The following is a 24,323-nucleotide window of genomic DNA, read 5'->3' as shown; positions in this document are numbered from 1 at the left end:
AACCATGGGATATTGATTGACAGGCCAACAATCGAACTTATATTTTAAGTGCCGCATCTAAAATGAATAATATTCACCAGGAGAGGCTCTAAGATGCTCCACCGACTGCCCGGATGGCTAAAGGGATCTCTGGCGTTCGTGCTGATGATTCTGCACACCCTGGCCCACGTCGTCGTGTTGACCCTCGCCGCCTTCGCCAAGCTCGTCGTGCCTTGGCGGCCCTGGCGCAAGGTCTGCGACCGGGTTCTCAACACCATCGCCACCAGTTGGATCGGCTGTAACAACTTCATTTTGCGCCTGTTCAACAAGATAGAGTGGGAGGTGAGCGGGTTGGAGGGCCTGGACCGCCGTCAGTGGTACCTGGTGCTGGCCAACCACCAGAGCTGGACCGACATTCTGGTGCTGCAACGGGTGTTCAACCGCAAGGTGCCGTTTTTGAAGTTCTTTTTAAAGAAGGAACTGATCTGGGTGCCGGTCATGGGCTTTGCCTGGTGGGCCCTGGATTTCCCCTTCATGAAGCGTTATTCCAAGGCCAAGCTGGCCAAGAAGCCCCACTTGGCCGGCCGCGACGTGGCCATCACGGCCAAGGCCTGTCAGAAATTCAAGCACATCCCCATCTCGGTGATGAACTTTGTCGAGGGCACGCGCTTTTCGCGCGGCAAGCACCAGGCCCAGGAGTCGCCCTACGCCCACCTGCTGCGGCCCAAGGCGGCGGGCATCGCCGTGGTGCTTTCGTCCATGGGCCACTGTCTCAATCACATGCTCGACGTGACCATCGCCTACCCCAAGGGCGCCAAGGGCATGTGGGCCCTTTTGTGCGGCAAGGTCCAGGAGGTGCGCGTGCGCGTGGAGGCCATGCCCATCACCAAGGAGCAGTTGGGCGACTACTTCAACGATCTGGAATACCGTCAACGCTTCCAGGACTGGCTCAACGAGTTGTGGCGGGAAAAAGACCGCCGCCTGGGCCAGATGCTGGCCAAAAACAACTAGCGCGGCCGGGCCGCCAGCATGGCCGCCAACTTCTGCATGACCGCCGGGTCGTCGCGGTGGTTGAAGCGGAACTCCATCTCGCGCAGATACAGCGGCAGTTGCTTTTTGTAGCCGCCGCGGTAATGCTTCAGGCGCTGCCGGGCAAAGGGCCAGAAGGCGTTGTCCTCGTCGGCCAAGGGCCGGCCATCGTGACCCACGCGGCGCAGGCCCCGCAGATCCAACCCCGACCAATCGGCGATGGCCGCGGCCATGATCAGGTACACCAGCCCATCACGCACGGCCTGGCCAAAGACCGTGACCGTGTCTTGACGTTTGACGCCGCCCAGCGGGCTCAACCGGCCCAGGTAGAGGCTGTCGATCTTGGCCTCGGCGGCGATCATGGCCGCCCGGCGTTCGCCACGCTCGGCGATGGCCCGGCGCAGCAGGCCAAAATAGCGCTGGACGGTTTTGCGATCCAGGTCCAGTTGGCCGGCGGTCAGGTCGATGGAGTCCATGCGCCAGAAATGGCCGGCCAAACGCTGGATCAGGGCGTCGTCCAGGCGGCCGGGGCGACGCAGGGGCGTATACTTGACGCGGCAGGAACGGCACTTGCGGCGGCCGTCGCCCAGGATATAGGGCTGTTTGCTTCCGCAAAAAGGGCAGGTCTCCTCGATCAGGCCCAGTTCGGCCGCCGAGCTATCCATGGCCACGGCGATCCTCCCGATTGATGGTGTGGCAGGCATGGGCCGCCCTTCCCTGAGCGGCCTTCATGCAATCATAATCGTTTGGCGGAGGGGCCTGGTTACGCCGACGGCGCAAAAAAACCGCCACGGCGGACTGAAGCCGGCTTCAGCGCGGCGGTTGACGCTCCATGGGCGGCGGGCCGCCCGGCAAACCAGGCGGCGGCCCAGCCGGCCCCCGGTCGTTGGCGGGCGGGGGCGGCGGGGGCGGCGGCCGCAGCATGCGCCATTGGCCGCCCTGGTCCAGGCGCTTGGCTTGCTCGGCGTCCAGCAATGGTTTGATCCGTTCGGCGGCCCCTTGCAGGGCCGCGTCCATCCTGGGCCGCGTCTGGTCGATGATGGCGTGGACCTCCTCAAAGGCCGCTTCGACGATCGGCTGGATTTTGTCCCGTTGTTCGGCGCGCAGGTTCAGCTCGCGCGTCAGCCGCTCCATGGCCATCTTGGCCAGGATCGGCCCGCCTTGGCCGCGCAGCTTTTCCAGCCGGGCCACGGTCTGGGTCCGCTCCCACAGCGCGCCCCCCGCCGCGCCCACGACCAGGCCGCAGCAAAACACCGCCAGCACCCCGGCCCACAGCCGCCACTTGCCGCCTCGACCGGGGCCGCTCAAGACCATGACTGGCCTCCCGCCGCCGGGTCCACGGCCGGGTTGTCCAGGATCAGGGCCGCGGCCTGGGTGTCGATGTCGGGCCCGAAGATCATCACGTAGAGCAGCAGGGCCGCGGCCAGGCAGGCCCCCGCGCCGGCGAAGCGCAGCATCAGGCCGGCGGCGTGCGCGCGCCAGCGCACGGCCAGGCCGACCGCGTCACCGGCGGCCTTGGCCAGGATTTCCTGCATGAGATCGGCTTGCCAGCGCGCGTCCAGCTCCAGCGGCGGCCGCGCTGGCTGCGCCCGCAAAAGGCGCGTCATGGCCCGTTGGGCCCCTTGGCGAGATATACCCATCTTCACACTCCCCGGTGGTCGATTTCGCCGGCGATGACGTCGCGCAGCCTCTTGCGCGCCCGAAACGCCCGCACCTTGACGTTGGCTCCGCTACAGCCCATCAGCTCGGCGGCCTCGGCCACCGAACGCCCCTCGATGTGCAGCAGCGTGAGCGCCATGCGATCCTGGGGTGAAAGCCGCCCCAGCGCCCAATCCAAAAGGTCGTGGGCCTCGAAGCCGGCCATGGACCGCGCCCCAGCGTCCTGGGCCGCGGCGGCCTCCAACCAGGCCAGTTGCTCCTCGGAGAGCGCGGCCTGGGGTATTTCGCGTTGGCGTTGGCGTTGGCGCCAATAATCGCAACAGGCGCGCACGGCCAGCGTGGCCAGCCAGTTTTCAAATGGCGCCACCGGCCGATAGCCGGCCAACGACTCGAAGGCGGTGATGAACACCTTGTGCGCCACCTCGGGCGCGTCTTCGTGGGGCACCTTGGCGCCGACGATGCGGGCCACCAGGCCCTTGTGCCGCTCGATCAGCGTTTCGAACCATCGGGTCTGGCCCGCGACGACGCGTTCGACTATTTCCCAGTCGTTCGGGCCGTGGCTGTGCGCGGTTGCTTCTGTCAACTGGCCGATCTCGTGGGCGCTTCCGCGCACCGGTTACTCGAGGCCCGTCGCCGGGGGCTCATCAGTAGTACCTGGGCGGCCGACGCGGCATGCGCCCGTCTTCGAGCTGGCTCATCAGTTCATGATAGGACCGCATGCCTTCGGGCCCCAGCACCTGGGCCAGTTGGGCCTCGGTGCGTTCGGTCAGGGCGTCCAGGCGCGGGCTCAGTTTTTTGGTGCGCTCGTGGAGCGGCAGGTCTTGGTATTGCTCGCGCAGGGCCTGGCGCTGGCGCATGTCGGCCTCGATGATCGGCCTGAGTTGAGCGGCCTGTTCCTGGCTCAGGTGCAGCCGCGAGGCCAACAGCGACACCCGGCGATCGACCCGCTGCTCCAGGCTGGGGCCGCCGCCTTCGCCGCGGCCCGGCGGCCCGCCGCCCGGGCCGGGAGCGCAGGCCGGCAACAGGCAAGTGATCATCAGCAAAATCAAGATGCGTTTCATCGATATTGCTCCATGTGGCGTCGGCCGACGGCCTCCAGCGAGCCCTCGCGGTTGAGGCGACCCAAGGCCGCGGCCAGGTGTCGGATGGCGCTGGCGATGGCCGTGGCCTGCCGCCTGGCCTCTTCGTCGGCCAGGCGGCGCTCCAACTCGGGGCTGGGCGGCGTCAGGCCAAACAGGCAGCGTAGCTCTTCCGGCGTAATCAAGCGGGTCATCGCCAACATCCTTGTCCTTTCAAGCCATCAGCCGGCCGCCGGTTGGGCCGCCGGGACGATGGGCGTGGTGTAGTTCTGGTCAACCCAGCCATATTGCCCGTTGGGCAGCACGACGTAGAGCCAGCCCGGCACGCTGCCCACCACCGACAGCACCTCGCCCTGGTTCAGCACCAGGATCACCACCTGGTTGTGGCTGGGCCCGCCGCGCACGTTGAGCGAGGGCGCCATCACCGTGACCGTGCCGAACACCGCGCCGCCCACGGTGGGCGGAGCGATGGTCGCCGGGGCCGGCGGGGCCACCACCACGTAGCCGGTGGGCGTGCGCTCGTAAAACACGCCCATGAAGGCGAAGTAGGTCATCGCTCCGATGACCACGCTGACGTAGCCCGGCGGCAGCGAAGGCACCCACACGCCCACCGGCGGCCGGACCACCACGTAGCCATGGTTGTGGGGCCGATAATAGCGGCCGCCATAATAATAGTAGTGGTCGCGGCCCGCCTTGACGGGGTGGTAGCCCTTGGGCAGGTGATCGACCCGCTGGTTGTAGCCCGGCCCCGGTGGGTGGTGGCGCGCCGGCTTGTCGGGCCGGCCCTGATCGCCGGGCTTGTAATATTTGGGGCCGTCGGGTCGGCCTTGATCGCCGGGCTTGTAGTAGTGGGCCCCATCGGGCCGGCCCTGGTCGCCGTCTGGCTGGTGCGGTGGGCGGGCCAGAGCCGCCGGCGGCCAACACAAAACCGAAAAAGCGCACCACACCGCCAGCGCCGCCATCAAACGACTTCTGGCGCGGGGCCTTTGGTCAAAAGCTTTCGTGCCAGGCACGGCTTTTTCCTCTCCGCGCGGGTTGGCCGGCGGCCGAACCCACGCCTTGCTTGGTTTATAAATCGCGCCCGGTCGTGGCGCGGTTACGCCAAAATGCGTCTTTAATGCATTTTAGCGCCAAACCGCCACCGACTCCACGCCGCGCTTGGCGGCTGAAATTTGTTGACATCTTTCGGCGCATTTCGTTTTGATAAACCCGGTGGCCGGCCTGGCGTTCGGGATCGCCTGACGGGCGCGCCGGCCTTGTCCAAGCTCGATGCAGCGAGGCGACCATGCCGGAGGCGAAAAAAACATCGCGGCCAGGCGGCGACGGTCAGGCCCCGGACGATCCGCGCCGGGAGTTGGCCGATCTGCGCCGGCGGCTGGCCGAGTTGGAGCAAAGCGAGGCGGCCCTGCGCATGATCGTCGAGGCCTCGCTCAACGGCGTCATCGTTTTCCAGGACGGCAAGGCCCAGTTCGTCAACCAGGCCATCAGCCGCTTTTCGGGCTACGCGCCCGAGGAACTGCTGGGCCGGCCCATCTTCGACCTGCTGCACCCCGAAGACCGCGACCTCATCGTCGAGCGGCACCTGACCCGCCTGCGCGGCGGCGACGCGCCGCAGAACTATCAGTTGCGTTTTATCCACAAAGACGGCGACCTGCGCTGGCTGACCGTGGCCGGCGTGCGCGTGGAGTGGCTGGGCCGGCCGGCGGTGCTGTGCTTTTTCGGCGACATCACCGATGAGCGCTTTTTGCAGGAAGAGCTGCGGCGCGGCGCGCAAGAGCTGCGCAATATCCTCGACGCCAGCCCCACGGCCATGTTCGTCATCGACCGCGCCCACCGCATCACCCATTGGAACCGGGCCTGCGAGGCCCTCACCGACTTTTCGGCCGACGAGGTCATCCGCTCCCAGCGCCACGCCGAGGTCTTTTATGGCAAGGACCGGCCGCTGCTGGCCGACCTGATCGTCGACGGCGCGCCCCTGGCCGAGATGCGCCGCGTCTACGGCCCCAGCGTGGAGCCTTCGCCGTTGATCCGGGGGGCCTTTCAGGCCGAGGGCCATTTCTCCTCGCTGGGCGGCGCGCCCACGTGGCTCTATTTTCTGGCCGCCCCGCTCAAGGACGCCGACGGCCAGGTGGTGGGGGCCATCGAGACGCTTTTCGACGTCAGCCAGGACAAACGCGCCCAAAAGGCCCTGCGCGAGAGCGAACTGCGCTACCGGGCCCTGTTCGAGGCCTCCAGCGACGCCATCTTCATCTTTGATGGCGACGCGTTGGTGGACTGCAACCCCGCCGCCGAGGAACTGCTGGGCTTCGAGCGCCAGCGCATGATCGGCAAGCCCGCCTGGGACGCCTCCCCCGACGAGCAGCCCGACGGCCGGCCTTCGCCGGAAGTGGCCCGGCGGATGCTGGCCCTGGCCCGGCGCGGCCAACCCCAGTTTTTTCACTGGGTCAGCGTCAAGGAGGGCGGCCAGCCCGTGCAACTGGAAATGACCCTCAAGAGCTTGGATATCCCCGGCCGCGACCTGGTGCTGGCCCTGGCTCGCGACGTCACCGAACGCACAAAGGCCGAGGAGGAAAAACGCCTGCTGGAGGAACAACTGCGCCAGTCGCAAAAAATGGAGGCCCTGGGCACGTTGGCCGGCGGCATCGCCCACGATTTCAACAATATACTCGGGGCGGTGATGGGCTATGGCGAGCTGGCCCTCAGCCGGGCCGCCCGCGGGCGTGACTGCGCCGGCGAGATATCCCAGGTGCTCTACGCCGCCGATCGGGCCAAATCCCTGGTGCGCCAGATCCTCACCTTCAGTCGCAAGGTCGAAAGCCGGCCCCGCCCCATGGACCTAAACAGCGACGTCAAGCGCTGCGTGGAGCTGCTGCGCAACCTCATCCCCAAGATGATCCACATCGAGCTGGACCTGGCCCCTGACCTGGCCCTGGTCAGCGCCGACTCCAACCAGATCGAGCAAGTGCTCATCAACCTGGGCGTCAACGCCGCCGACGCCATGCCCGGCGGCGGCCGCCTGGCCATCGCCACCCGCAACCTGGATGTGGATCAGGATTTTTGCCAGGGCCGGCCCGATCTCAGCCCCGGGCCCTACGTGCTTTTGGAAGTGACCGACAGCGGCCAGGGCATGGACCAACAGACCCTGGACCACATCTTCGACCCGTTTTTCACCACCAAGGAAGTGGGCCACGGCACGGGCCTGGGCCTTTCGACGGCCTATGGCATCGTCAAGGGCCACGGCGGGCGCATCGCTTGCCGTAGCGCGCCCGGCCAGGGCGCGACGTTTCGCGTCTATCTGCCGGCCCTGCCCGAGGCGGCCGCCGCCCTAGACCCGGCCCAGCCCGCCGCGCCCCGCCGCGATCTGGGCGGCCACGAGACGATTTTGGTCGTCGACGACGAGGAGCGCCTGCTGGGCGTGGCCCGGCGCGGCCTGGAGCGCGAGGGCTACATGGTCATCACCGCCCTCAACGGCGAGGAGGCCCTGACCGTCTTCGAGCCCATGGCCGGGCGCATCGACCTGGTGGTGCTGGACGTGGGCATGCCGGGCATGGGCGGGCGGCGCTGCTTGCAGCGCATGCGCGAGCTAAAGCCCGACGTGAAGGTGTTGGTGGCCAGCGGATACCCGCCCGAGGGCGTGCTGGGCCAGGCCCTGGAACAAAAGCCCGACGGTTTTTTGCCCAAGCCCTACCAGCTCGACGAGCTGCTGGGCGTCATCCGCGACGTCCTCGACGGCACCGCCCCCAGCCTGGACTGAACGGGCCTCAGTTTTTCTTATCGGCCCCGGCCTTGCCTCTGCCCAACTGAGGGTAGAGCTTGGCGATGCACTCGGGGCAGAGGCCGTGGGTGAATTGGGCCTGGGTGTGGGCCGAAATATAGCTTTCGATCTGTTGCCAATAGCCGCTGTCGTCGCGGATCTTTTTGCAGTTGGCGCAGATGGGCAGCAACCCCGAAAGGGCGCGCACCTCGGCCTGGGCCTGGCGCAGTTCTTCGACCGTGCGTTCGAGCTGGCGGCGGGCCTGGGCCTCGGCCCGCTGGGTCAAAAATTGTCTGCGCCGCAGGTTCTCGGCCCAGCAGGCCATGGCGTAGCCGCCAGCCATGGCCACCACCAACGACAGCGAGATCGCCACCAGTGGCGGCAACGAGGGGCTGGTCTTCCAGAACCACAGCGTCAGCAGCCCCGACAGGCCCAGATAGGTGGGGGCCAAGGCCAGCCAGGGCCGCCGCATTCTGAACATCAAGAACAGGATCAGCGCGAAAGCCGCCTCGGCGGCAAAGTTGTGCAGATAATCCAGCGGCCTGGTCAGGCGCATGACGGCGACCAGCGTCACGCCGAAAAGACCGCACCACACCAGGCAGCGGTCGAAGCGCGCGTAATCGTCGCCGCGTCGAAAGGTCACCGCCAGCCAGATCGTCCAGGCGATCAGCGCGATGCGCCCGGCCAGCAAGGCGAAGGCCGTTGGCGTCGGGCCGATGAACTGAAAGTCGTTGACGCTAAGCAGCGCCGTCGACGCGGCGAATATGGCCAAGCCGGCCATGGCCAGCAGGTAGTCCTGGCGGAAGTGGGCGCGCCGGTACTGACCCTCCAGTTCTCCCAAATCGACCTGGGCCAGGCCCAGCCGGCTCAGCGGATGCTTCAATCGACGCCTCGGGCGGCGCTCAGGCGTTGGGCCACAGCGCCGCGGCTTGCTCCACCAGTTTGTACTTTTGCACCTTGCCACTGGCCGTCAGCGGATAGGCCTCGACCATGGCCACGTATTTGGGGATCTTGTAGCGCGAGATCTGGCCACGGCAGAGGTCGCGCACGTCCTCGGCGGTCAGGTCGGCCCCCTCGGCGAGCTGGATGAAGGCCCCCACCTGCTCGCCGTATTTCTGGCTGGGCACGCCCACCACCTGCACGTCGCGCACGCCGGGGATGTGGCGGATGAACTCCTCCACCTCCAGGGGATAGATGTTCTCGCCGCCACGGATGATCATGTCCTTGTAGCGGCCGGTGATGGCCAGGTAGCCATCGGCGTCCAGGACGCCCAGGTCGCCGCTGTGCAGCCAGCCGTCGTGGTCGATGGCCTGGGCGGTGGCCTCGGGCATGTTGTAATAGCCCTTCATTACGCTGTAGCCCCGACAGCAGACCTCGCCGATGGTTCCCGTGGGCAGTTCGACGTGGCTCTCGGGGTCGACGATCTTGACCTCGATGCCGGGCATGGCCTTGCCCACGGTCTCGGTGCGGCGGCGCACGTCGTCGTCGGGCAGGGTCTGGGTCATCACCGGCGAGTTCTCGGTCAGGCCGTAGCAGATGGTCACCTCGCGCATGTTCATGCGCTCCATGACCTCGCGCATGGTCTTGACCGGGCAGGGGCTGCCGGCCATGATCCCGGTGCGCAGGCTGGAAAAATCGAACTTGTCGAACAGCCGGTGGGTCAGGGCGGCGATGAACATCGTCGGCACGCCGTAGAGGGCCGTGCAGCGTTCTTGCTCGACGGCCGACATGACCATCACCGGGTCGAACTCCTCGAGGATGACCATGCAACTGCCGTGGTTGACCGCCGCCATCACGCCCAGCACGCAGCCAAAGCAGTGGAACAGCGGCACCGGCAGGCAGACGCGGTCGTCGGGGCCCAGGTTCTGGTGCTTGCCGATCCAATAGCCGTTTGTGCCGATGCTCTTGTGGGTGAGCATGACGCCCTTGGGAAAGCCCGTGGTGCCCGAGGTGTATTGCATGTTGACCACGTCGTCGGGCTTTTGGGCGGCCTTGACCGCCGCCAGGCGCTCGTCGCTGACCATGCGGCTCATGGCCAGCACCTCGGGGATGGAGTACATGCCGCGGTGCTTTTCTTGGTCGAGGAAAAACACCCGCCGCAGGTGGGGGAAACGCGGGCTATGCAAGTGGCCGCGCTCTTGCGTGCGCAGCTCGGGGATGAGCTCGTAGACGATGTCGAGAAAGTCGTTGTCGCGGAAGCGGTCGGCCACCACCAGGTTTTCGGTCTCGGACTGCTTGAGCAGATAATCCAGCTCGGCCCGCTGATAGTGGGTGTTGACCGTCAGCAGGATGGCCCCGATCTTGGCCGTGGCGAACTGCAAGGCCACCCAATATGGCACGTTGGAGGCCCAGACGGCGACCTTTTGGCCCGGCTCCACGCCCAGGGCCATCAGGCCCTTGGCCAACTCGTCGACCACGGCGTCGAACTGGCTGTAGGTCAGGCGAAAGCCGCGGTCGACGTAGACCACCGCGTCGTGGTCGGGGTAGTCGGCGGCGGTCTGCTCCAGGATCTGGCCCAGGGTCTTGTCGATGATGTGTCGATCGGCCACGGGCCTACTCCGGCAGATAGAGCACGGCGTAGATGGCGGCTTTTTGACCGCCGGCGGCCGCGACGTGATGGGGCACCACCGAGTTGTAGTACATGCTGTCGCCGGGTTCGAGCACGAAGCGCTCGGCCCCGTAGATCAGCTCGACCTGACCCTCGACGACGACGATGAACTCCTCGCCCTCGTGGGAAGAGCGCTTTTGGGCGTCTTCATCGCCGGGCAAAAGCTCGACGAAAAACGGCTCCATGTGGCGGTCGACCTTGCCCAGGCCCAGTGAATAAAACACCGTGCTCTCGGGGCCTTGCTCGCCGCGATGGGTGGTGATCTGGCGTTGGCGCTGGCCAAGGCGGACGATCAGCGGGTCTTGGCTGGTCTGGTCGTCGAGAAAGGTGCCCAGGCGCACGCCCAGGGTGCGGGCGATCTTGATCAGCGGCCCCAGCGAGGGATATAGGTCGTGGGCCTCCACGGCGCTCAGGAATTGTTGATCCAGGCCGGTGCGCTGGGCCATCTGCTCCAGGCTCAGGCCCTGTTTCTGGCGATAGTCGGCGATGCGTTCGCCGAGTTTTTTGGCGCTCATGCGGTCGTTCTCCTCGCTTGCCGGTTTTGACTGTCGGCCTTTTCGGGGCCGGAGCGGTATTTATATCATGCCGGTACGGCGCGCCGCAAAAGCAAGGCTTAGCAAACGGCGCTTTTTGGCGTAAAGTTGGCCCATTGGGCCCGCGTGGCGGGCTGGTGTGGGAGAGTCGTCTTTCTGGGGAGAGATCAGGGAATGAAGCTGTATCGGATCACGCGCCCCGTGGCGCTGGCGCTGCTGGCGGCGGCGCTCCTGACGCCGGTTGGGCGACCGGCGGCCTGGGGCCAGACGCCGCCCGAGGCGCTGCAAATCATGGAGGCGGCCAAATACAAGACCGCCCAGTGGGGCCTGGCGGTGGCCGAACTGCCAAGCGGCCAGCTTTTGGCCGGGCTCAACGAGGAAAAGTGGTTCACGCCGGCGGCGACGACGATGCTGTTCACGGTGGCGGCGGCCATGGAGGTGATGGGCCCGGACTATCGCTTCCGCACGCCGGTCTACTCCAGCGGCCAGCTCAACTTCGACGGCGTGTTGAATGGCGACTTGATCCTGCGGGCCTCGGGCGACCCGACCATGGGCGGCCGGACCAACGCGGCCGGCAAGCTGGAATTCCCCATGCCCGACCACGTCCTGGCCGACGAAATGCCCGTGCGCCTGGTCAAGATCGATCCGCTCACGGCGCTCAACGATCTGGCCCGCCAGGTGGCCAAAAGCGGCGTCAAGCGCGTCGAGGGCGAGGTGCTCATCGACGAACGCCTCTTCGAGGCCGCCAACCAGCCGTACAAAGACAGCCCCTTGACGCCGATGATGATCAACGACAACCTGGTCGACGTCATCGTCACTCCCGGCGAGGAGGGCCAGCCGGCCAAGCTGGACTGGCGGCCCAGGGACGGCCAGACCGAGATCGAAAACCACGTGACCACCGGCCCAGCCGGCGAGGAGCCCAACGTGGAGCTGAAGGTCTCGGAGCCGGGCGTGCTGATGGCCAGCGGGACCGTGCCCGCCGGCGGCCCGCCGGCCGTGCGCGTCTTCAGCCCGCCCGATATCGGCGCCTGGGCCAGGGTGCTGTTCATGGAGGCCTTGGAGCGGGCCGGCGTGGAACTGGCCGCCTCGCCCGACAGCGGCAATCAGGCCGAGCTGCTGCCCGAGGTCGATTCGTACAAAAACATGCGCAAACTGGCCGAGTTCGTCTCGCCGCCGTTGGCCGAAAACTGTCGCATGATCCTCAAGATCAGCCACAACAAGCACGCCGACGTCCTGCCGCTGTTGATGGCCGCCCACACCGGCGGTTACAGCTTCGAGCAGGGCCTGGCCGTCGAAGGCCACGCCTTGCGTGAAATGGGCCTGGACACCAGCGCCATATCATTGTTTGACGGCGAGGGCGGGCCCCTGGGCAACGGCGTCAGCCCTCGGGCGATCACCGACCTGCTGCGCCTGGCCGTCACGCGGCCCTGGGCCGAGCGCTTCCGCGGGTGCCTGCCGGTGATGGGCGTCGACGGCGCGTTGGCCATGGCCGTGAATCGCCAGAGCCCCCTGCGCGGCAAGGCCCAGGCCAAGACCGGGGCCAGCCTGGCCTGGGATCTGCTCAATCAGCGCCTCTGCCTGGGCTCCAAGGGCCTGGCCGGCTATCTGACGGCCAAAAGCGGGCGCAAGCTGGCCTTCGCCATCTATGTCAACAACCTGCCGGCCGACGACCTAGAGGCCGTGGCGGCCGTGGGCGACGACCTGACGCGCATCTGCCAGGCGCTCTACGAGGCCTTCTGAGGGCTGAACGACAAAGTCGAGCGGCGGGCCCGGACCAAAAGGGCCCGCCGCGTTTTTTCACCGGCGCGGCCGCTAGTAGAGCCAGGCGCGGTAGGCGGCGTTTTTGTCTTTCATGTCTTCGAACAGCCAGACCATGCGATCGACAAACCACATCTTGGCCGCCACGGCCAAATTCCAGCCCATGAACGCCGCCCAGAAATCCCGCGCCCAAAAGCCATAGACGCTGACGGCCACGCCGGCCAGGGCGATGGCGCTGAGGATGTTGGCCATTTTTTCGTGTTCGGGCGGGATGGGCTCTTGCCAGCGGTTGATCCAGACCCGCTCGCCCAGCACCCCTCGCGACATCCACGATTTGGTGGATTTGGGCCGGGGAAACAGGCGCGGGTTGAGCCAGATCCACACGGCCAGCGCGGCGATGGGGGCCAGACAATACCAGCCGATCCAGACATTGCTCCACACGGCCAGAAAGATCAGCGGGTAACTGGCCAGCCTGGTCCAGCCGCTCCACGGGTTGGCGTGACGCCGCCACGTTTCTTCACTCATGCCCATGAGACGCTCGGATAATCTGCCGATATCCATGATTTTTCTCCGCAAGCACCGGATGGGGCCAGCCCGGCGCGGGCGCGATTGGTGGTTGTTTCGCCAAAAAACATTATTTAAACTATCTGTATATTACCTATTTGGCATCCGTCACACATCCCGACAAAGAGGCGCGCCGTGGCCAGAAGAATGTCCGTGCGATCCAAATTGCTTGCCGCCGTGGGGCTGCTGTTGGCCACCATGGCCGTGTTGGTGGCCAGCACCATCGTGTTGCTGGGCCTGCAAGAGACCGACGGCCAAGTGGTCAACATCGCTGGCCGCCAACGCATGCTTTCCCAGCGCATGACCAAGGAGGCGTTGATCCTGGCCAGCGGCGACCGGGCCGCGGCCAAGAACCTGGCCGCCACGCTGGAGCTTTTTGACGCGTCGTTGCGTGGGCTCATCGAGGGCGACGCGGCCATGGGCCTGCCGCCCACCGACGATTCGCGCATCGCCGCGCAGATGCAAAAGGTCGCCGCGCTGTGGGGGCCTTTCCGGCAAAGCGCCGAGATCGTCCTGCGCGCCGGCGGGAGCGCGGACCCGGAGGCCCGGCAAGCCTTGCGGGCCATGGTGACCGGAAACGGGGCCCTGCTGCAAGAGATGAATGCGGCGGTGGAGCTTTACGCCGGCCAAGCCAAGGGCAAGGTGGTCTTGCTCAAGGAAGTGCTCTTCGGCGGCCTGGCCGTGGGCGGGCTGCTCTTTGGCCTGACATGGCTGTGGGTCAACCGGGGGGTGGTTCAGCCCATCCGGCGGATCATCGCCGCGATGATGGACGGCATCGAGCAGGTGGCGGCGGCCTCGGGGGCCATCGCCGCGGCGGGCCAGCATCTGTCCGAAAGCGCCTTGGCCCAGGCGGCCTCCTTGCAACAGACCGCCGCCTCGCTGGAGCAGATCTCGTCCATGAACTCCCGCAACGACCAACACGTTCAGCAAACCGACCTGTTCATCAAGGAGGTGGCCGCCACCGTGGGCGAGGCTGGCGCGGCCATGGACCGCCTGCGTCAAGCCATGGAGCGCATGAACAGCGCCAGCGACGAAATGGCCCGCATCATCAAGACAATCGACGAGATCGCCTTTCAGACCAACATCCTGGCCCTCAACGCGGCGGTGGAGGCCGCCCGGGCCGGCGAGGCCGGGGCCGGCTTCGCCGTGGTGGCCGACGAGGTGCGCGGCCTGGCCATGCGCTCGGCCGAGGCGGCGCAAAACACCCAGCAACTCATCGAGGCCAACGTCAGCCATGTCCGCGACGGCTCGAGCCTGGTGGGGGCCACCGCCGGGGCCTTCACCAAGGTGGTCGATCGCGCCGGCCAGGCCACCGGCCTGGTCAATCAGATAGCCGTGGCCTCGTCCGAACAGACCCAAGGCATCGGCCACATCAACCAGGCCGCCGCCGAACTTGACCGCGTCACCCAGCAGATCGCCGCCAACGCCGAGGAGTCGGCCGCGGCCAGCCAGCAACTGGCCGCCCAGGCCGAGGCCATGCGCGGCATGGTGCGCCATCTGGTCGGCCTGGTCGAGGGAGGCGGCGAAGACGCCGCGCCGGCCGACGGGCGCGAAGGCCGGCAAACCCAGGAAGCGTCAGGAGCCCCGTGATATGGCGCGTATCGGATTGCTCGAGTGGCCGATGGCTTTAATGCCGCGCGACGACGATATAACCCCGTCCGTCCGGAGTCGGGCCTTCCTCGACAACCTCCATACCGACCAGATGGATCAGCCGTGACATGAACGTGCCGGAGAACAGCCACCACCAGGGGCCGAAAATCGGCCGGCCGTTGACGAAAAACCCCCTCGAAGCCGGAGAGTTGAGGCCAGCGGCCTTCATGTTGATGCTATCGAGATAGGCCGAGACAATCTTTGCGTTCGAGCTCGAAAGCAACGGCGCGAGATAGGCGGCGTCTTCGGGAAAATCCAACCGGCCGAACTCGTTTTCAATGCTATCTGGCATAACCACGCTGCCGAGCATCAGATACTCGTTGGCGCACTCGACCAGGTTGCCCAAAAAATGGAACAGGTCGGGCACGTGGTACATGATGCCGGAGCAATGGACCACGTCGAATTTGCCGAGCTTGGACGGCCCTTCGGGCGCGCAGATGTCGACGTGGATCATTTCGCAACCGCTCACGCCTTTTTCGGCGCAATGGGCTTCGAACTTCACCCACCACTCATTGCCAGGGGCCTGGATATCCGCCATGGCGACGCGTGAAGCGCCGCCCTCCACGGCGGTGGTGACCATCTCGCCGAGGGTTTTCCATAACCCGCCGACATCGACGAACGATTTGCCTCTTACGATCTTTCGTAGAATCGGGCGTTTGTGGACGCCCGCCCGTCCGGTTTGCGAGATCTGATCCATCGTTTCTCCATCGGATCGACCGCTCCGGCATCCGCTACCGTAGGGCCGATTTCCCGCATCTTAATGAAACAGCCTTATGCGCCGCGACTGCTCGCACTCAAATGTAGAGATGCGACATGCCAAGGCGTAGCCGCGAGCAGTTTGTCGAGGCGCGCGCTGGGAGCGCGCCTGACCCAAACCTTCGATTGTTCGAGTTTAACGCATTACGCGCAAATGAGGGCCATGTTTGCAACGGCGATGATCGTCTTGGCCGATGGCCAAGAGAGCAAGCCGTTTGCCTCACGGAGCGCAGGCGTCGCGCGCGGCCCCCCGGCCCGAGCCGGAAAACAAAAACACGCGGTGGGCCCTGGTCGAGCTTGCCGCGTGCTTTTTGGCAATTTTGGCGGAGAGGGAGGGATTCGAACCCTCGGCGCCCCTTTTAAGAGCGCACACGATTTCCAGTCGTGCACCTTCGGCCAACTCGGTCACCTCTCCGGGCGCGTGGGCCGCTGATCCCCGCATGTGTACCCGAAAGGGGCCTGGCTGTCAAGCGAGACAAAGACGGCGCATGGGCGGATTATTTGTCGATGCGGCGGCGCGTGGTCGGCTTGGCGACGGCCGGAGGGCGCGGCGTCAGATGATGATCGGCGGCGGAGCGTCGGAGGCGCTGGTGGACCAGCCGGAATTGCGCGCGCCCTTGCGGTGGCGTTCGAGGATGCGCGCCTTGATCTCCGGCGCGAGGTCGAGGGCCTGCCGAGGCAGTTGCTTGCGGATCAGGGCCTCGGTGACCATGCGCGCCGGGCCGTCGGGGTCGTTGCCGAAGACCAGCGGCGCCATCTGCAACAGGCCGGCCAAGAGCTTTTGGGCGTGGGCCACGTGCTCGGGGTTGGCCGAGTTGTAGGCGTCGATGGCGTAGGGCGCGTTTTCGAGGCTGGCCGGCGCGGCGCTTGGCGCGGGCGCGACCGCCGCCGGCTGATGCACGGGGCTGGCCGCCAGCAGGTGCGGCGCGCAGTCGCGCAGCCCACTCTGGGTCATGGCGTCCATGCGTCGGGCCAGCCACTGGCCGTAGTCCTGGCCGGCGGCGTCGGCCATCTGGCGAGCCTTGTTGAAGTCGGGCCAGTTGGGGTGCTCCCAGCGCGGGCCAAAGCCGTTGAAGAAGGTGCTGAGGCTGCCGGTGCGGCCGCGGCGCAGGCGGTCCCATACGTCGCTGAAGCCCTTGGTGCGCTCGTACCAAGGCATGCCGCGATATTGGGCGGCGCACGAGGCGTCCAGGCGGCCTTCCTCGTAGGCCTCCTCGGGCGACAGGCGCGGCGGGCAGTAGGCCCCCACGCACTGGCCCAGGCTGGTGGCCACGGCCGGCGGCGGGGTTACGGCCGGCGCGGGTTGGGCCATGGCTTGCGGCGGCGACGCCTCGGTCGCGGCCGACGGCGCGGGCGTTTCGCGGGGGATGAGGTGTTGCAGGGTGTCCTCGACGGCGCGGCGCAACTCGGCGGGGCCCACGCCGCTGGTGCGGCCGTCCAGGCGGGCCAGCAGGCTGCCCAGGAACGAGCCCAACAAGCCCCTGGCCTCGAGGATGCGGGCCGGCGGCGCGGTGGGGTCGGGCGATTGAACCGGCGGCGGGGCCGTTTCGGGCGCGGCGTTCGGCTGGGCCTCGGCTGCGGGAAGCGACGCCAGGCGCTGGGCCACGCGCAGGCCCAGGGCGGTGGGCGTCACGCCCAGGGGCCGTCCGGGGCCGTTCTCGACCAGGCGCAAGAGCCCTTCACGGGCCAAACCATGCAGGTGCCGATTGAGCAACTGCTGGCTCAGGCCCAGGTCGAGGCGCAACTGCTGGCTGGTCACTTCGGCCTGTTGCCGCGACAAAGCCGCCACCAGGCTCAGAACCTTTTCGCGGGTCGAGCCCAAGGGGGGATGGTTGGCCGCCACCCAGGCGTCAATGCTGACGAGGGCCTCGGTCGGTTCTCCCGCGCGCTTGTTGCGGTCGCTGATCAAAGTTGCGCTCCAAATTCACATACCCTGGGCGTTCATATATTAGTATAAGCCGATCATGTGATGAATCAAGCACTAATATCACTCGTTGGCCGTGCGGCATGTGAATTTTTTTCGTCACGCCAGGTCGATTGCCAAAAAATTGGCGTCGACGACGGCCGCCAAGGCCCTGACGCCGCCCTTGGCCGGTCCGCCCAGACGCTGACCGTCGACGTCGAAAGTCGAGCGGCCCAGGCTGCAACATTGCAGGGCCTGGCCGCCGGCCACGGGGTCGAGGCGGCGGCCGGCGTGGGCGCAACGGTTGATCACCGCGCGCAACACGCCGTCTTGATCGCGAAAAACCAGCACGCGCCAGGGCAGGCCGCCGCCTTCCAGACGCACGGCCCCGCCGGAGACGGCCAGCTCGGGCGCGCGGTTCAGGTCCACGACGACCTTGTCGCGGTCAAAAGACCAACAGCCGGCGTCGGCCGGCGGCCTGGTCTGGCACAGGCCGAAAACGCGCGCAAAGACGCCCATGGCTTCTCCTTGTTCTGTTTGGCAAAATTATGGCAAGAAAATATGCAAAAAGCGAGCCGCCGGCGTTTCAGCCTTCCACGCCCGACATCTGGGCGCGGCGATAACGGGCCATTTCGGTGAGCAGGCGATGGACCAGGTCGGAGGTGCGGCGGTCCATGTCGCGGAACTGCAACACCGTGGCCGAGGCCTTGGCGTTGAGCTCCTCGTTGCGCAGCACCCGGCCGCGCACGGGGATGGTGGCGTTGGTGGTGCACAGGGCCACGTCCACCCGCGCGCCCGGCGGAAACTCCATCCAACTTGGCCGGCTGAAACGCACCCCGCCGGCCGATAGATCCAGCAGCGTCACCTGCTGGCCGTCGGGCCACAGGCGAAGCGTCAGGTCCATGTCCGGCGATGGCTCCATGCGCGGCGAGATGCGCGCCGTGGACAAAACCAGTTTTTTGGGCCCGTCAAAGACCAGGACCGTATCGGCCAACTCGGGGCCCAACTGGTAGTTTTCGACGATGCCCAACAGCTTGGTGTGATAACCGACGCGCAACCAGCGGCTGCCCATCTGTGAAGGATATTGTGACAAAAACGTCAGCTCGACCGTTTTGCCAGTCTGCGAGCGTAAAAGGGGTGACGATGTCTGTGACAGAATCAGGCGGCCCTTGGCGTCGATCTCTTGAATCACGCTGGCGCGCACGTCCAGGGTGTCGGTGGACCAATCCAGGTCGACGATGATGTCGACCAACTGGCGCAGGCGGATGGCTCGACGGCGCATTTCCTCTTGGGAGGGCAGGGGCTCGTCGCTGTCGTCGATGAGTTTTACAGCACGCGCCAGGGGTTTGGTTTCGATGCCGACGCTTTTGCGGATCTCCATCAGCGGCTTGCGCTCGTCTATTTCGCCCACCGCCTGCCTTTTATCCCGGCGTTCGCTGGGCTTGTCGCCGCTGCCTTGCCTGATCCCGCCGATGCGCATGCCTTGGCTCCTCTCTTTTTTTCATGATCGGCGCCCGTTGGCGATGATCATGAAACCTACCCCCTTTCTTTGTACTACATCCGGCGGCAAAAGGACAGCGCTGTTATTCACCCCTGTGGCGATTGCTGATCAGCGCGGCCAGGGCCCGCACCAGGGCGTGCATGCGTTTGGCCTGTCCGTCCATGTCGTGGGCGGCGCTGGCGGTCTCCTCGGCTCCGGCGGCGTTGCGTTGGGTGAGCTGATCCATCTGGCTGACGGCCTGGCCCACCTGGACGATGCCCCGGGCCTGTTCGTCGGAGGCGGCGGCGATCTCACCCACCAGCTCGCCCACCTTGCCCGTGGCCGAGGCCACGGCGGCGAAACCCTGAGCCGCCTGATCGGCCATGGCCGCGCCGGCCTTGACCTTGCCCACGGTGTCCTCGATCATCGCCGAAGTCTCGCGGGCCGCCGCCGCCGCCCGCAGGGCCAGGTTGCGCACCTCGTCGGCCACCACGGCAAATCCCGCCCCGGCCTCGCCGGCCCGGGCGGCCTCCACGGCGGCGTTGAGGGCCAGCAGGTTGGTCTGGAAGGCCACTTCGTCGATGGTCTTGATGATTTTGAAGGTGGCCTCGCTGGCGGCGGTGACTTGCTCCATGGAGGCGTTGAGCTGATCCATGACCTGGCGGGCCTGGGTCACGTGGGCGGCGGCCTGGCCCATGAGCTGGTGGCATTGCTGGGCGCTGTGGGCGTTGCGCCTGGTCATGGCCGACATCTGCTCCATGGAGGCGGCGCTCTCTTCCAACGAGGCCGCCTGCTGCGAGGAGCCCTCGGCCAGGCTCTGGCTGGAACTGGACAGGTGCCGCGCGCTTTGGGCCACGGCCCCGCCCACCTCGTCGAGTCCGTCGATCACCCGTTCGATGGGCCGGGCCATCGAACGGACCATCAGCCAGACCAACAGGCCGAACAGGGCCGCCAGCAGCGAAAAGACGATCATCGGCGAGGTGAAGTTGCGATACAACACCGCGTGGACCACGCTCACCGGGGCGCTGGCCACCAGATAGCGCCCGCCCTCGCCCAAGGCCAGGGCCGCCAGCACGACATCGCCCTTGACCGCGTGACCGCGACCCTCGCTGGCGGCCTGGATGGCCATGGCCTGGGCCGGATCGGCCGTGGCGGCCGTCGCCTCGTTCACCGCGAAACCACGCGCCGCCGCCCGCGCGGCCGCCGCGCCGCCGCCCGAGGCCAGGGCCAGCTCCATGGACTGGGTCATGCGCAGGGCCTGATTCTGGAAATACACGCCCCGGTAAACCACGTGCACGCCGTTGATGAACATCATCATCATGTTGACGCCCAGCAGCACGATGAACATGATCCGGGGGGCCAGGCGCACGGTCTGGCGGGTCTGGTCGAAATCGGGGAAGTTGCGCGCCACCAGCCTGACCAGCACGAAGCGCAGGGCGTAGCTGGCGTTGACAATGGCCAGCATCACGTTGAGCGAGATCATGCCGATCATGATCAGGTCGCCGCCATCGCCGGTGTAGGTCATGATGAAGGTCAGGGCAAAGGCGACCACGGCCAGGATCTTGACGCCCGATTGCATCTTGCCGGGAAAATCGAAATCCGGCCGCTCGTAAAAACGTCCGGCGATGAACACGAACGGCAAAAACAGCACCAGGCTGAGGGGAATCGGCGCGACGATGGTGCGCACCAGCCAATTGAAATGCACCTCGCCCAGCAATATCGGCTGAATCACCCGCGTCAGGACGATGAACGCCCAGTTGCACAGAACGAAATACCCCGCCGTGAGCAGGATGAACTTGCCCTTGCCGATCAGCCGCCGCTGCTCCATGATCGCTCCTCTTGGCTGTAATGACAATGTTGGTTGCGCCGTATCTTATCACGCCGAAACCGGCCGGCCAATCAACAACCGTCGCTATTCACCGCCCTTGACCGTGGGCGAAGGGTAATGTATCATGTCGATGACTGACCGGTCAACCATCTGAATATGCGCGTGTATTCGGCATGATATCAAAACGCCCTTGCCGGACGCCCGGACGGCGTGTAGCCTAGGCTCAAGCGGCGGCCCGGACCGAGGCCGGTGGCCGCCAACGGTTCGACCCCCCAGCGCGGAGGCGCGCCAATGAAGATACCGCCCCACGGGCGAGCCATGGAAACGGTGCTGGCCGACCTGGCGGCCATGGGCCAAGACGATCTGGCGGTCAAGGGCGGCGCGTTGTGGGCCTATGTCTACGACGCCGGCCGGCCCGATCTGGACGAACTGGCTCGGCGGGCCCACGCCATGTACCTGACGCCAAACGGCCTTGATCCCACGGCCTTTCCCAGCCTGCTGCGCCTGGAGACCGACCTGGCGGCCATGGCTGCGGCCCATCTGGGCGGCGACGAGCGGGTGGTGGGCAACTTCACCAGCGGCGGCACCGAGAGCATCATCTTGGCCGTCAAGGCCGCCCGCGATCGGGCCATGGCCCGCAACCCCGCCCTGGGCCGGCCCGAGATGGTCTTGCCCGCCACGGCTCACGCCGCTTTTTTCAAGGCCGCGCACTACCTGGGCCTGCGGGTGGTGAGCGTGCCGGTGGACGAGCTAAGCTTCAAGGCCGACGTGGCGGCCATGGCCCGGGCGATCACGCCGGCGACGATCATGCTTGTCGGCTCGGCGGTCAGCTACGCCCACGGCGTCTGCGACCCCATCCCGGAGCTGGGCCAATTGGCCCTGGAGCGCGACCTATGGCTGCACGTGGACGGCTGCATCGGCGGGTTTTTATTGCCTTATTTCCGCCGGCTGGGCCAGGAGGCCACGCCCTTTGACTTTTCCGTGCCCGGGGTGTCGTCGATCTCGATGGATTGGCACAAATACGCCTACTGCCCCAAGGGCGCATCGATAATCTGCTACAAAAACAAAGACCTGCGCCGGCATCAGATCTTCGCCTGCGCCCAGTGGCCGGGCTACGCCGTGGTCAACAACGCCGTGCAGTCCAGCAAGTCCGGCGGGCCCATGGCCGCGGCCTGGGCCGTGCTCAACCACATCGGCGACGACGGCTATCTGGCCCTGGCCGATCAGACCCTGCGCGCCACGCGGCGGATCATCGAGGGCGCGCGGGCCATCGACGGCCTGGAGATCCTGGGCCGGCCCGAGCTGTGCCTGGTGGCCATCGCCGCCCCGCGGATCGACGTCTTCGAGATCATCGACGAGATGAAGACGCGCGGCTGGAGCCTGCAACCGCAGTTTCGCTTCGCGTCCTCGCCCGAGAACATCCACCTGAGCGTCAGCGCCGCCAGCCTGGCCCGGGTCGATGAGCTGCTGGCCGATCTGGCCGACTGCGCCCGCCTGGCCGCCGAAAAGGGCCCGCCCGACTGGCCCGCCCTGGCCCGGGGTCTGGCCGGTCTGGACGCCGCCAGCCTGAGGCCGCAAGACGTCGCGGCCATGCTCTCGGCCGCCGGCCTGGGCGGCGCGGGCCTGCCCCGGCGCATGGCCGGGGTCAATGGCCTGTTAAACGTCATGACGCCAGCCCTGCGCGAGGTTCTATTGCGCGAATATTTCAACGAGCTGTTTGTCCAACCCCCGCAAAGCCCCGGAGCGCCGTCGTGAACATAAACGGATACGACTTTCCCGATGAGCTGCATTACGACCGCAACCACCAGTGGCTGCGCCTGGAGGGCGAGCTGGCGGCCACGGGCCTGGACGCCTACACCGCCGACCAGGCCGGCGAGATCGCCTTTGTCGATCTGCCCCGGCCGGGCCTGAGCGTGGCGCAAGGCCAGACCCTGGGCTCGGTGGAGAGCGGCAAGTGGGTCGGCCGCATTGTCGCGCCCATCTCGGGCGTGGTGCGCCAGGTCAACCAGGCCCTGGCGGACGATCCCCGGCCGATCAACGCCGACCCCTACGGCCAATGGCTCTGCCGCATCGCGCCCAGCGCCCTGGAGGCCGAACTGCCCGGCCTGCTGCGCGGGCCGGCCTTGCGCGATTTCATCAGCGCCGAGCTGGCCCGGCTGGACGATTGCCCGGCGTTTCCGGCATGACCATCCACGCTCGCCTTTTGGACACCGGCCTGCAAAGCGGCGCGGCCAACATGGCCCTGGACACGATCATTCTAGAAGAAGTCGAGGCCGGGCTCTCGCCGCCGACGCTGCGTTTTTTGCGCTTCGACCCGCCGGCGGCCCTGGTCGGCCACAACCAAGACCCGGCCGCCGAGCTGCGCCTGGATTATTGCCGCCAGCAGGGCATCGCCATCAACCGCCGCGTCACCGGCGGCGGGGCGATCTTGTTCACGCCGTCGATGCTGGGCTTCGAGTTGTTCTGGCCCAACAGCGCCCCCGGCCTGGGCCGCGATTTCGCCCAGATCACCGCCCGCCTGGCCGACCTGGCCGCCAGAGCCATCACCAGCCTGGGCGCGCCGGCCGCCTTTCGGCCGCGCAACGATATAGAAATCAACGGCCGCAAGGTCTCGGGCACGGGCATGGCCTTTTTCGGCCAGGGCTGGATGTTCCAGGGCACGGTGCTGGTGGAAAACTGCATGGAGCAGATGCTGCGGGCGCTACGCGTGCCGGTGGAAAAGCTAAAGCGCCGCGAGATGCAGAGCCTCTTGCAACGCCTGACCTTTTTGGCCGACGAACTGGGCGGCCCGCCAGGGATGGACCGCCTGAAAGAGGCCATCGCCACGGCCTTTGCCGAGGGCCTGGGGCTTAGCCTGTCCCCGGCCGCGCTCAGCGAGCGCGAACGGGCGCGCCTGGCCGACGAGCTGGCGCACTATCAGTCGGACCAATGGATCTGGCGGCGCGGCGGGCTGGGCCAGGCCGATCAAGTGCTGCGGGCCCAGTCGGGCCGGCTGAACGTGGTCCTTTTGCCCGAGCCCGGCCGGCGGCGGATCAAGCAGGCCCTGCTCACCGGCGATTTTTTTTGCCGGCCCCAGCGCCTGATCATGGACCTGGAGGGCGCGTTGCGCGGGGCCGAACTGGACCCCGACCGGTTGCGGGCGATCTTGACGCCGCTGTTGGCCGGCGATGGCGTCGAGCTGATCGGCGTGGAAAAGACCCAACTCGTCGCGGCCGTTGGCCAGGCCGCCGCAAAGGGCGCGGCCCCCTGGCCGGGCTTCGCCGCCGAGGAGCTAAACGATATTTATCCCATCGCCGCCGAGCTGGGCCTGGCGGGCTTCAACCGGCCGCGCACGCTGCTTTTGCCTTATTGCGCCAAGGACTTGTCCTGCCCCCAGCGCCACGAGGACGGCTGCGCGCAATGTGGCCTGTGCGCGATCGGCCCGCTCTACGACCTGGCCGATGAACTGGGCATGCGGCCGGTGAGCATCACCAGCTTCGAGCACCTGATGGAAGAACTCGGCGCCCTGGCCGCCCAGCCGGGTCAGACCTACCTGGGCAGTTGCTGCCAGGCCTTTTTGGCCAAGCACCAAGACGAGATGGCCGCCGCCGGGCCCCAAGGCTTCATCGTGGGGCTGGATTCGCTGACCTGCTATGACCTGGGCAAGCACGAGGCGGCCTACGCCGGCCGTTTCGAGAGCCAAAGCCGCCTGGAGATCGACCTGCTGACGCGGGTGGCGCGCTTTTTGGCCGGGCGAGGCTAGG

The 24,323-nt window shown here is 66.6% G+C and carries 21 protein-coding genes, 1 tRNA gene and 2 pseudogenes; 7 read left to right on the top strand and 17 right to left on the bottom strand.

The window, feature by feature from the left end:
• The first annotated feature begins 93 nt into the window (after positions 1-93).
• Entirely contained in the window at positions 94-990 is an 897-nt protein-coding gene (locus tag DEBA_RS15295; RefSeq protein ID WP_013259851.1) for an acyltransferase, read from the top strand.
• Here DEBA_RS15295 and DEBA_RS15290 read toward each other — a convergent pair.
• From DEBA_RS15290 to DEBA_RS17455, 7 genes are all read right to left on the bottom strand, one after another.
• Complete coding sequence (locus DEBA_RS15290; protein WP_013259850.1) at positions 987-1,679, bottom strand: hypothetical protein; 693 nt, start codon at positions 1,677-1,679, stop codon at positions 987-989. The two genes, DEBA_RS15295 and DEBA_RS15290, sit on opposite strands and share 4 nt — an antisense overlap.
• Before the next feature lie 139 nt (positions 1,680-1,818).
• A complete protein-coding gene (locus tag DEBA_RS15285) occupies positions 1,819-2,322 on the bottom strand; it encodes a hypothetical protein (RefSeq protein ID WP_013259849.1) in 504 nt (167 codons plus the stop codon).
• Positions 2,313-2,648, bottom strand: a complete 336-nt coding sequence (locus DEBA_RS15280) for a hypothetical protein (RefSeq protein WP_013259848.1) — start codon at positions 2,646-2,648, stop codon at positions 2,313-2,315. Before DEBA_RS15280 ends, DEBA_RS15285 begins: the two co-directional genes overlap by 10 nt.
• Positions 2,649-2,650: 2 nt before the next feature.
• The gene (locus DEBA_RS15275; RefSeq protein WP_013259847.1) at positions 2,651-3,280 is read right to left on the bottom strand and encodes an RNA polymerase sigma factor; all 630 of its coding nucleotides are present in this window, start codon (positions 3,278-3,280) and stop codon (positions 2,651-2,653) included.
• A 31-nt stretch (positions 3,281-3,311) separates the two neighbouring features.
• Positions 3,312-3,728: a hypothetical protein gene (locus DEBA_RS15270; protein ID WP_013259846.1), complete on the bottom strand. Its 417-nt coding sequence runs from the start codon at positions 3,726-3,728 to the stop codon at positions 3,312-3,314.
• On the bottom strand, positions 3,725-3,940 hold the full coding sequence (locus tag DEBA_RS15265) for a hypothetical protein (protein ID WP_013259845.1): 216 nt from the start codon (positions 3,938-3,940) through the stop codon (positions 3,725-3,727). The genes DEBA_RS15270 and DEBA_RS15265 overlap by 4 nt, the downstream gene beginning before the upstream one ends.
• 27 nt (positions 3,941-3,967) lie before the next feature.
• Positions 3,968-4,708 (bottom strand): SH3 domain-containing protein, encoded by a 741-nt coding sequence (locus DEBA_RS17455; protein WP_013259844.1) that lies wholly within the window; start codon positions 4,706-4,708, stop codon positions 3,968-3,970.
• A 323-nt stretch (positions 4,709-5,031) separates the two neighbouring features.
• Here DEBA_RS17455 and DEBA_RS15255 point away from each other — a divergent pair, with 323 nt between their 5' ends.
• Positions 5,032-7,500 (top strand): hybrid sensor histidine kinase/response regulator, encoded by a 2,469-nt coding sequence (locus DEBA_RS15255; RefSeq protein ID WP_013259843.1) that lies wholly within the window; start codon positions 5,032-5,034, stop codon positions 7,498-7,500.
• A 7-nt stretch (positions 7,501-7,507) separates the two neighbouring features.
• Here the strand turns inward: DEBA_RS15255 and DEBA_RS18490 are convergent, their stop codons facing one another.
• Genes DEBA_RS18490 through DEBA_RS15240 form a run of 3 tightly spaced genes read right to left on the bottom strand, consistent with a single transcriptional unit; the run spans position 7,508 to position 10,623 of the window.
• Positions 7,508-8,383 (bottom strand): hypothetical protein, encoded by an 876-nt coding sequence (locus DEBA_RS18490; protein ID WP_013259842.1) that lies wholly within the window; start codon positions 8,381-8,383, stop codon positions 7,508-7,510.
• Between the two features lie 19 nt (positions 8,384-8,402).
• Positions 8,403-10,049, bottom strand: a complete 1,647-nt coding sequence (locus tag DEBA_RS15245) for an AMP-binding protein (RefSeq protein WP_013259841.1) — start codon at positions 10,047-10,049, stop codon at positions 8,403-8,405.
• A 4-nt stretch (positions 10,050-10,053) separates the two neighbouring features.
• Positions 10,054-10,623 (bottom strand): cupin domain-containing protein, encoded by a 570-nt coding sequence (locus DEBA_RS15240; protein ID WP_013259840.1) that lies wholly within the window; start codon positions 10,621-10,623, stop codon positions 10,054-10,056.
• A 192-nt stretch (positions 10,624-10,815) separates the two neighbouring features.
• On the opposite strand from DEBA_RS15240, the gene dacB reads away from it, so the two are divergent.
• Positions 10,816-12,381: a D-alanyl-D-alanine carboxypeptidase/D-alanyl-D-alanine endopeptidase gene (gene dacB, locus DEBA_RS15235; protein WP_013259839.1), complete on the top strand. Its 1,566-nt coding sequence runs from the start codon at positions 10,816-10,818 to the stop codon at positions 12,379-12,381.
• Positions 12,382-12,453: 72 nt separating this feature from the next.
• Here the strand turns inward: dacB and DEBA_RS15230 are convergent, their stop codons facing one another.
• Complete coding sequence (locus tag DEBA_RS15230; protein WP_013259838.1) at positions 12,454-12,960, bottom strand: DUF6653 family protein; 507 nt, start codon at positions 12,958-12,960, stop codon at positions 12,454-12,456.
• 255 nt (positions 12,961-13,215) lie between these two features.
• Between DEBA_RS15230 and DEBA_RS17445 the strand changes: the two are divergent.
• A pseudogene (locus tag DEBA_RS17445) lies at positions 13,216-14,553 on the top strand (methyl-accepting chemotaxis protein); the annotation flags it as partial.
• 37 nt (positions 14,554-14,590) lie between these two features.
• Here the strand turns inward: DEBA_RS17445 and DEBA_RS15220 are convergent.
• From DEBA_RS15220 to DEBA_RS19100, 6 genes and pseudogenes are all read right to left on the bottom strand, one after another.
• Positions 14,591-15,310, bottom strand: coding sequence for a methyltransferase domain-containing protein (locus tag DEBA_RS15220; RefSeq protein WP_013259836.1), 720 nt, complete (start codon positions 15,308-15,310; stop codon positions 14,591-14,593).
• Between the two features lie 380 nt (positions 15,311-15,690).
• A tRNA-Ser gene (locus DEBA_RS15215) sits at positions 15,691-15,784 on the bottom strand.
• A 138-nt stretch (positions 15,785-15,922) separates the two neighbouring features.
• Complete coding sequence (locus DEBA_RS15210) at positions 15,923-17,278, bottom strand: helix-turn-helix domain-containing protein (RefSeq protein WP_013259835.1); 1,356 nt, start codon at positions 17,276-17,278, stop codon at positions 15,923-15,925.
• A 114-nt stretch (positions 17,279-17,392) separates the two neighbouring features.
• Positions 17,393-17,791, bottom strand: coding sequence for a Rieske (2Fe-2S) protein (locus tag DEBA_RS15205; protein ID WP_013259834.1), 399 nt, complete (start codon positions 17,789-17,791; stop codon positions 17,393-17,395).
• Between the two features lie 67 nt (positions 17,792-17,858).
• Complete coding sequence (locus DEBA_RS15200) at positions 17,859-18,752, bottom strand: PilZ domain-containing protein (protein ID WP_013259833.1); 894 nt, start codon at positions 18,750-18,752, stop codon at positions 17,859-17,861.
• 103 nt (positions 18,753-18,855) lie between these two features.
• A pseudogene (locus tag DEBA_RS19100) lies at positions 18,856-19,383 on the bottom strand (methyl-accepting chemotaxis protein); the annotation flags it as partial.
• A gap of 1,488 nt (positions 19,384-20,871) precedes the next feature.
• Between DEBA_RS19100 and DEBA_RS15190 the strand changes: the two are divergent.
• From DEBA_RS15190 to DEBA_RS15180, 3 genes are read left to right on the top strand one after another with little or no spacing between them, the layout of a single operon-like run.
• Positions 20,872-22,335 (top strand): pyridoxal phosphate-dependent decarboxylase family protein, encoded by a 1,464-nt coding sequence (locus DEBA_RS15190; RefSeq protein WP_013259831.1) that lies wholly within the window; start codon positions 20,872-20,874, stop codon positions 22,333-22,335.
• Complete coding sequence (locus DEBA_RS15185; RefSeq protein ID WP_013259830.1) at positions 22,332-22,766, top strand: glycine cleavage system protein H; 435 nt, start codon at positions 22,332-22,334, stop codon at positions 22,764-22,766. Before DEBA_RS15190 ends, DEBA_RS15185 begins: the two co-directional genes overlap by 4 nt.
• Positions 22,763-24,322 carry a lipoyl protein ligase domain-containing protein gene (locus DEBA_RS15180; protein ID WP_013259829.1) on the top strand — a complete coding sequence of 520 codons (1,560 nt, stop codon included), beginning with the start codon at positions 22,763-22,765 and terminating at the stop codon, positions 24,320-24,322. The genes DEBA_RS15185 and DEBA_RS15180 overlap by 4 nt, the downstream gene beginning before the upstream one ends.
• The last annotated feature ends 1 nt before the right edge of the window (position 24,323 follow it).

The sequence above is a fragment of the Desulfarculus baarsii DSM 2075 genome (assembly GCF_000143965.1).
Classification (GTDB): Bacteria; Desulfobacterota; Desulfarculia; order Desulfarculales; family Desulfarculaceae; genus Desulfarculus; species Desulfarculus baarsii.
This window is presented reverse-complemented; position numbering and strand designations above follow the sequence as displayed.

Excerpts from the sequence above, each read along its gene's own strand:
- DEBA_RS15180 (WP_013259829.1), top strand. The coding sequence starts at position 22,763 with ATGACCATCCACGCTCGCCTTTTGGACACCGGCCTGCAAAGCGGCGCG.
- DEBA_RS15200 (WP_013259833.1), bottom strand. The coding sequence starts at position 18,752 with ATGCGCATCGGCGGGATCAGGCAAGGCAGCGGCGACAAGCCCAGCGAA.
- DEBA_RS15270 (WP_013259846.1), bottom strand. The coding sequence starts at position 3,728 with ATGAAACGCATCTTGATTTTGCTGATGATCACTTGCCTGTTGCCGGCC.
- dacB (WP_013259839.1), top strand. The coding sequence starts at position 10,816 with ATGAAGCTGTATCGGATCACGCGCCCCGTGGCGCTGGCGCTGCTGGCG.
- DEBA_RS15265 (WP_013259845.1), bottom strand. The coding sequence starts at position 3,940 with ATGACCCGCTTGATTACGCCGGAAGAGCTACGCTGCCTGTTTGGCCTG.
- DEBA_RS15280 (WP_013259848.1), bottom strand. The coding sequence starts at position 2,648 with ATGGGTATATCTCGCCAAGGGGCCCAACGGGCCATGACGCGCCTTTTG.
- DEBA_RS17455 (WP_013259844.1), bottom strand. The coding sequence starts at position 4,708 with ATGGCGGCGCTGGCGGTGTGGTGCGCTTTTTCGGTTTTGTGTTGGCCG.
- DEBA_RS15240 (WP_013259840.1), bottom strand. The coding sequence starts at position 10,623 with ATGAGCGCCAAAAAACTCGGCGAACGCATCGCCGACTATCGCCAGAAA.
- DEBA_RS15285 (WP_013259849.1), bottom strand. The coding sequence starts at position 2,322 with ATGGTCTTGAGCGGCCCCGGTCGAGGCGGCAAGTGGCGGCTGTGGGCC.
- DEBA_RS15190 (WP_013259831.1), top strand. The coding sequence starts at position 20,872 with ATGAAGATACCGCCCCACGGGCGAGCCATGGAAACGGTGCTGGCCGAC.
- DEBA_RS15255 (WP_013259843.1), top strand. The coding sequence starts at position 5,032 with ATGCCGGAGGCGAAAAAAACATCGCGGCCAGGCGGCGACGGTCAGGCC.
- DEBA_RS15205 (WP_013259834.1), bottom strand. The coding sequence starts at position 17,791 with ATGGGCGTCTTTGCGCGCGTTTTCGGCCTGTGCCAGACCAGGCCGCCG.
- DEBA_RS15295 (WP_013259851.1), top strand. The coding sequence starts at position 94 with ATGCTCCACCGACTGCCCGGATGGCTAAAGGGATCTCTGGCGTTCGTG.
- DEBA_RS15220 (WP_013259836.1), bottom strand. The coding sequence starts at position 15,310 with ATGGATCAGATCTCGCAAACCGGACGGGCGGGCGTCCACAAACGCCCG.
- DEBA_RS15230 (WP_013259838.1), bottom strand. The coding sequence starts at position 12,960 with ATGGATATCGGCAGATTATCCGAGCGTCTCATGGGCATGAGTGAAGAA.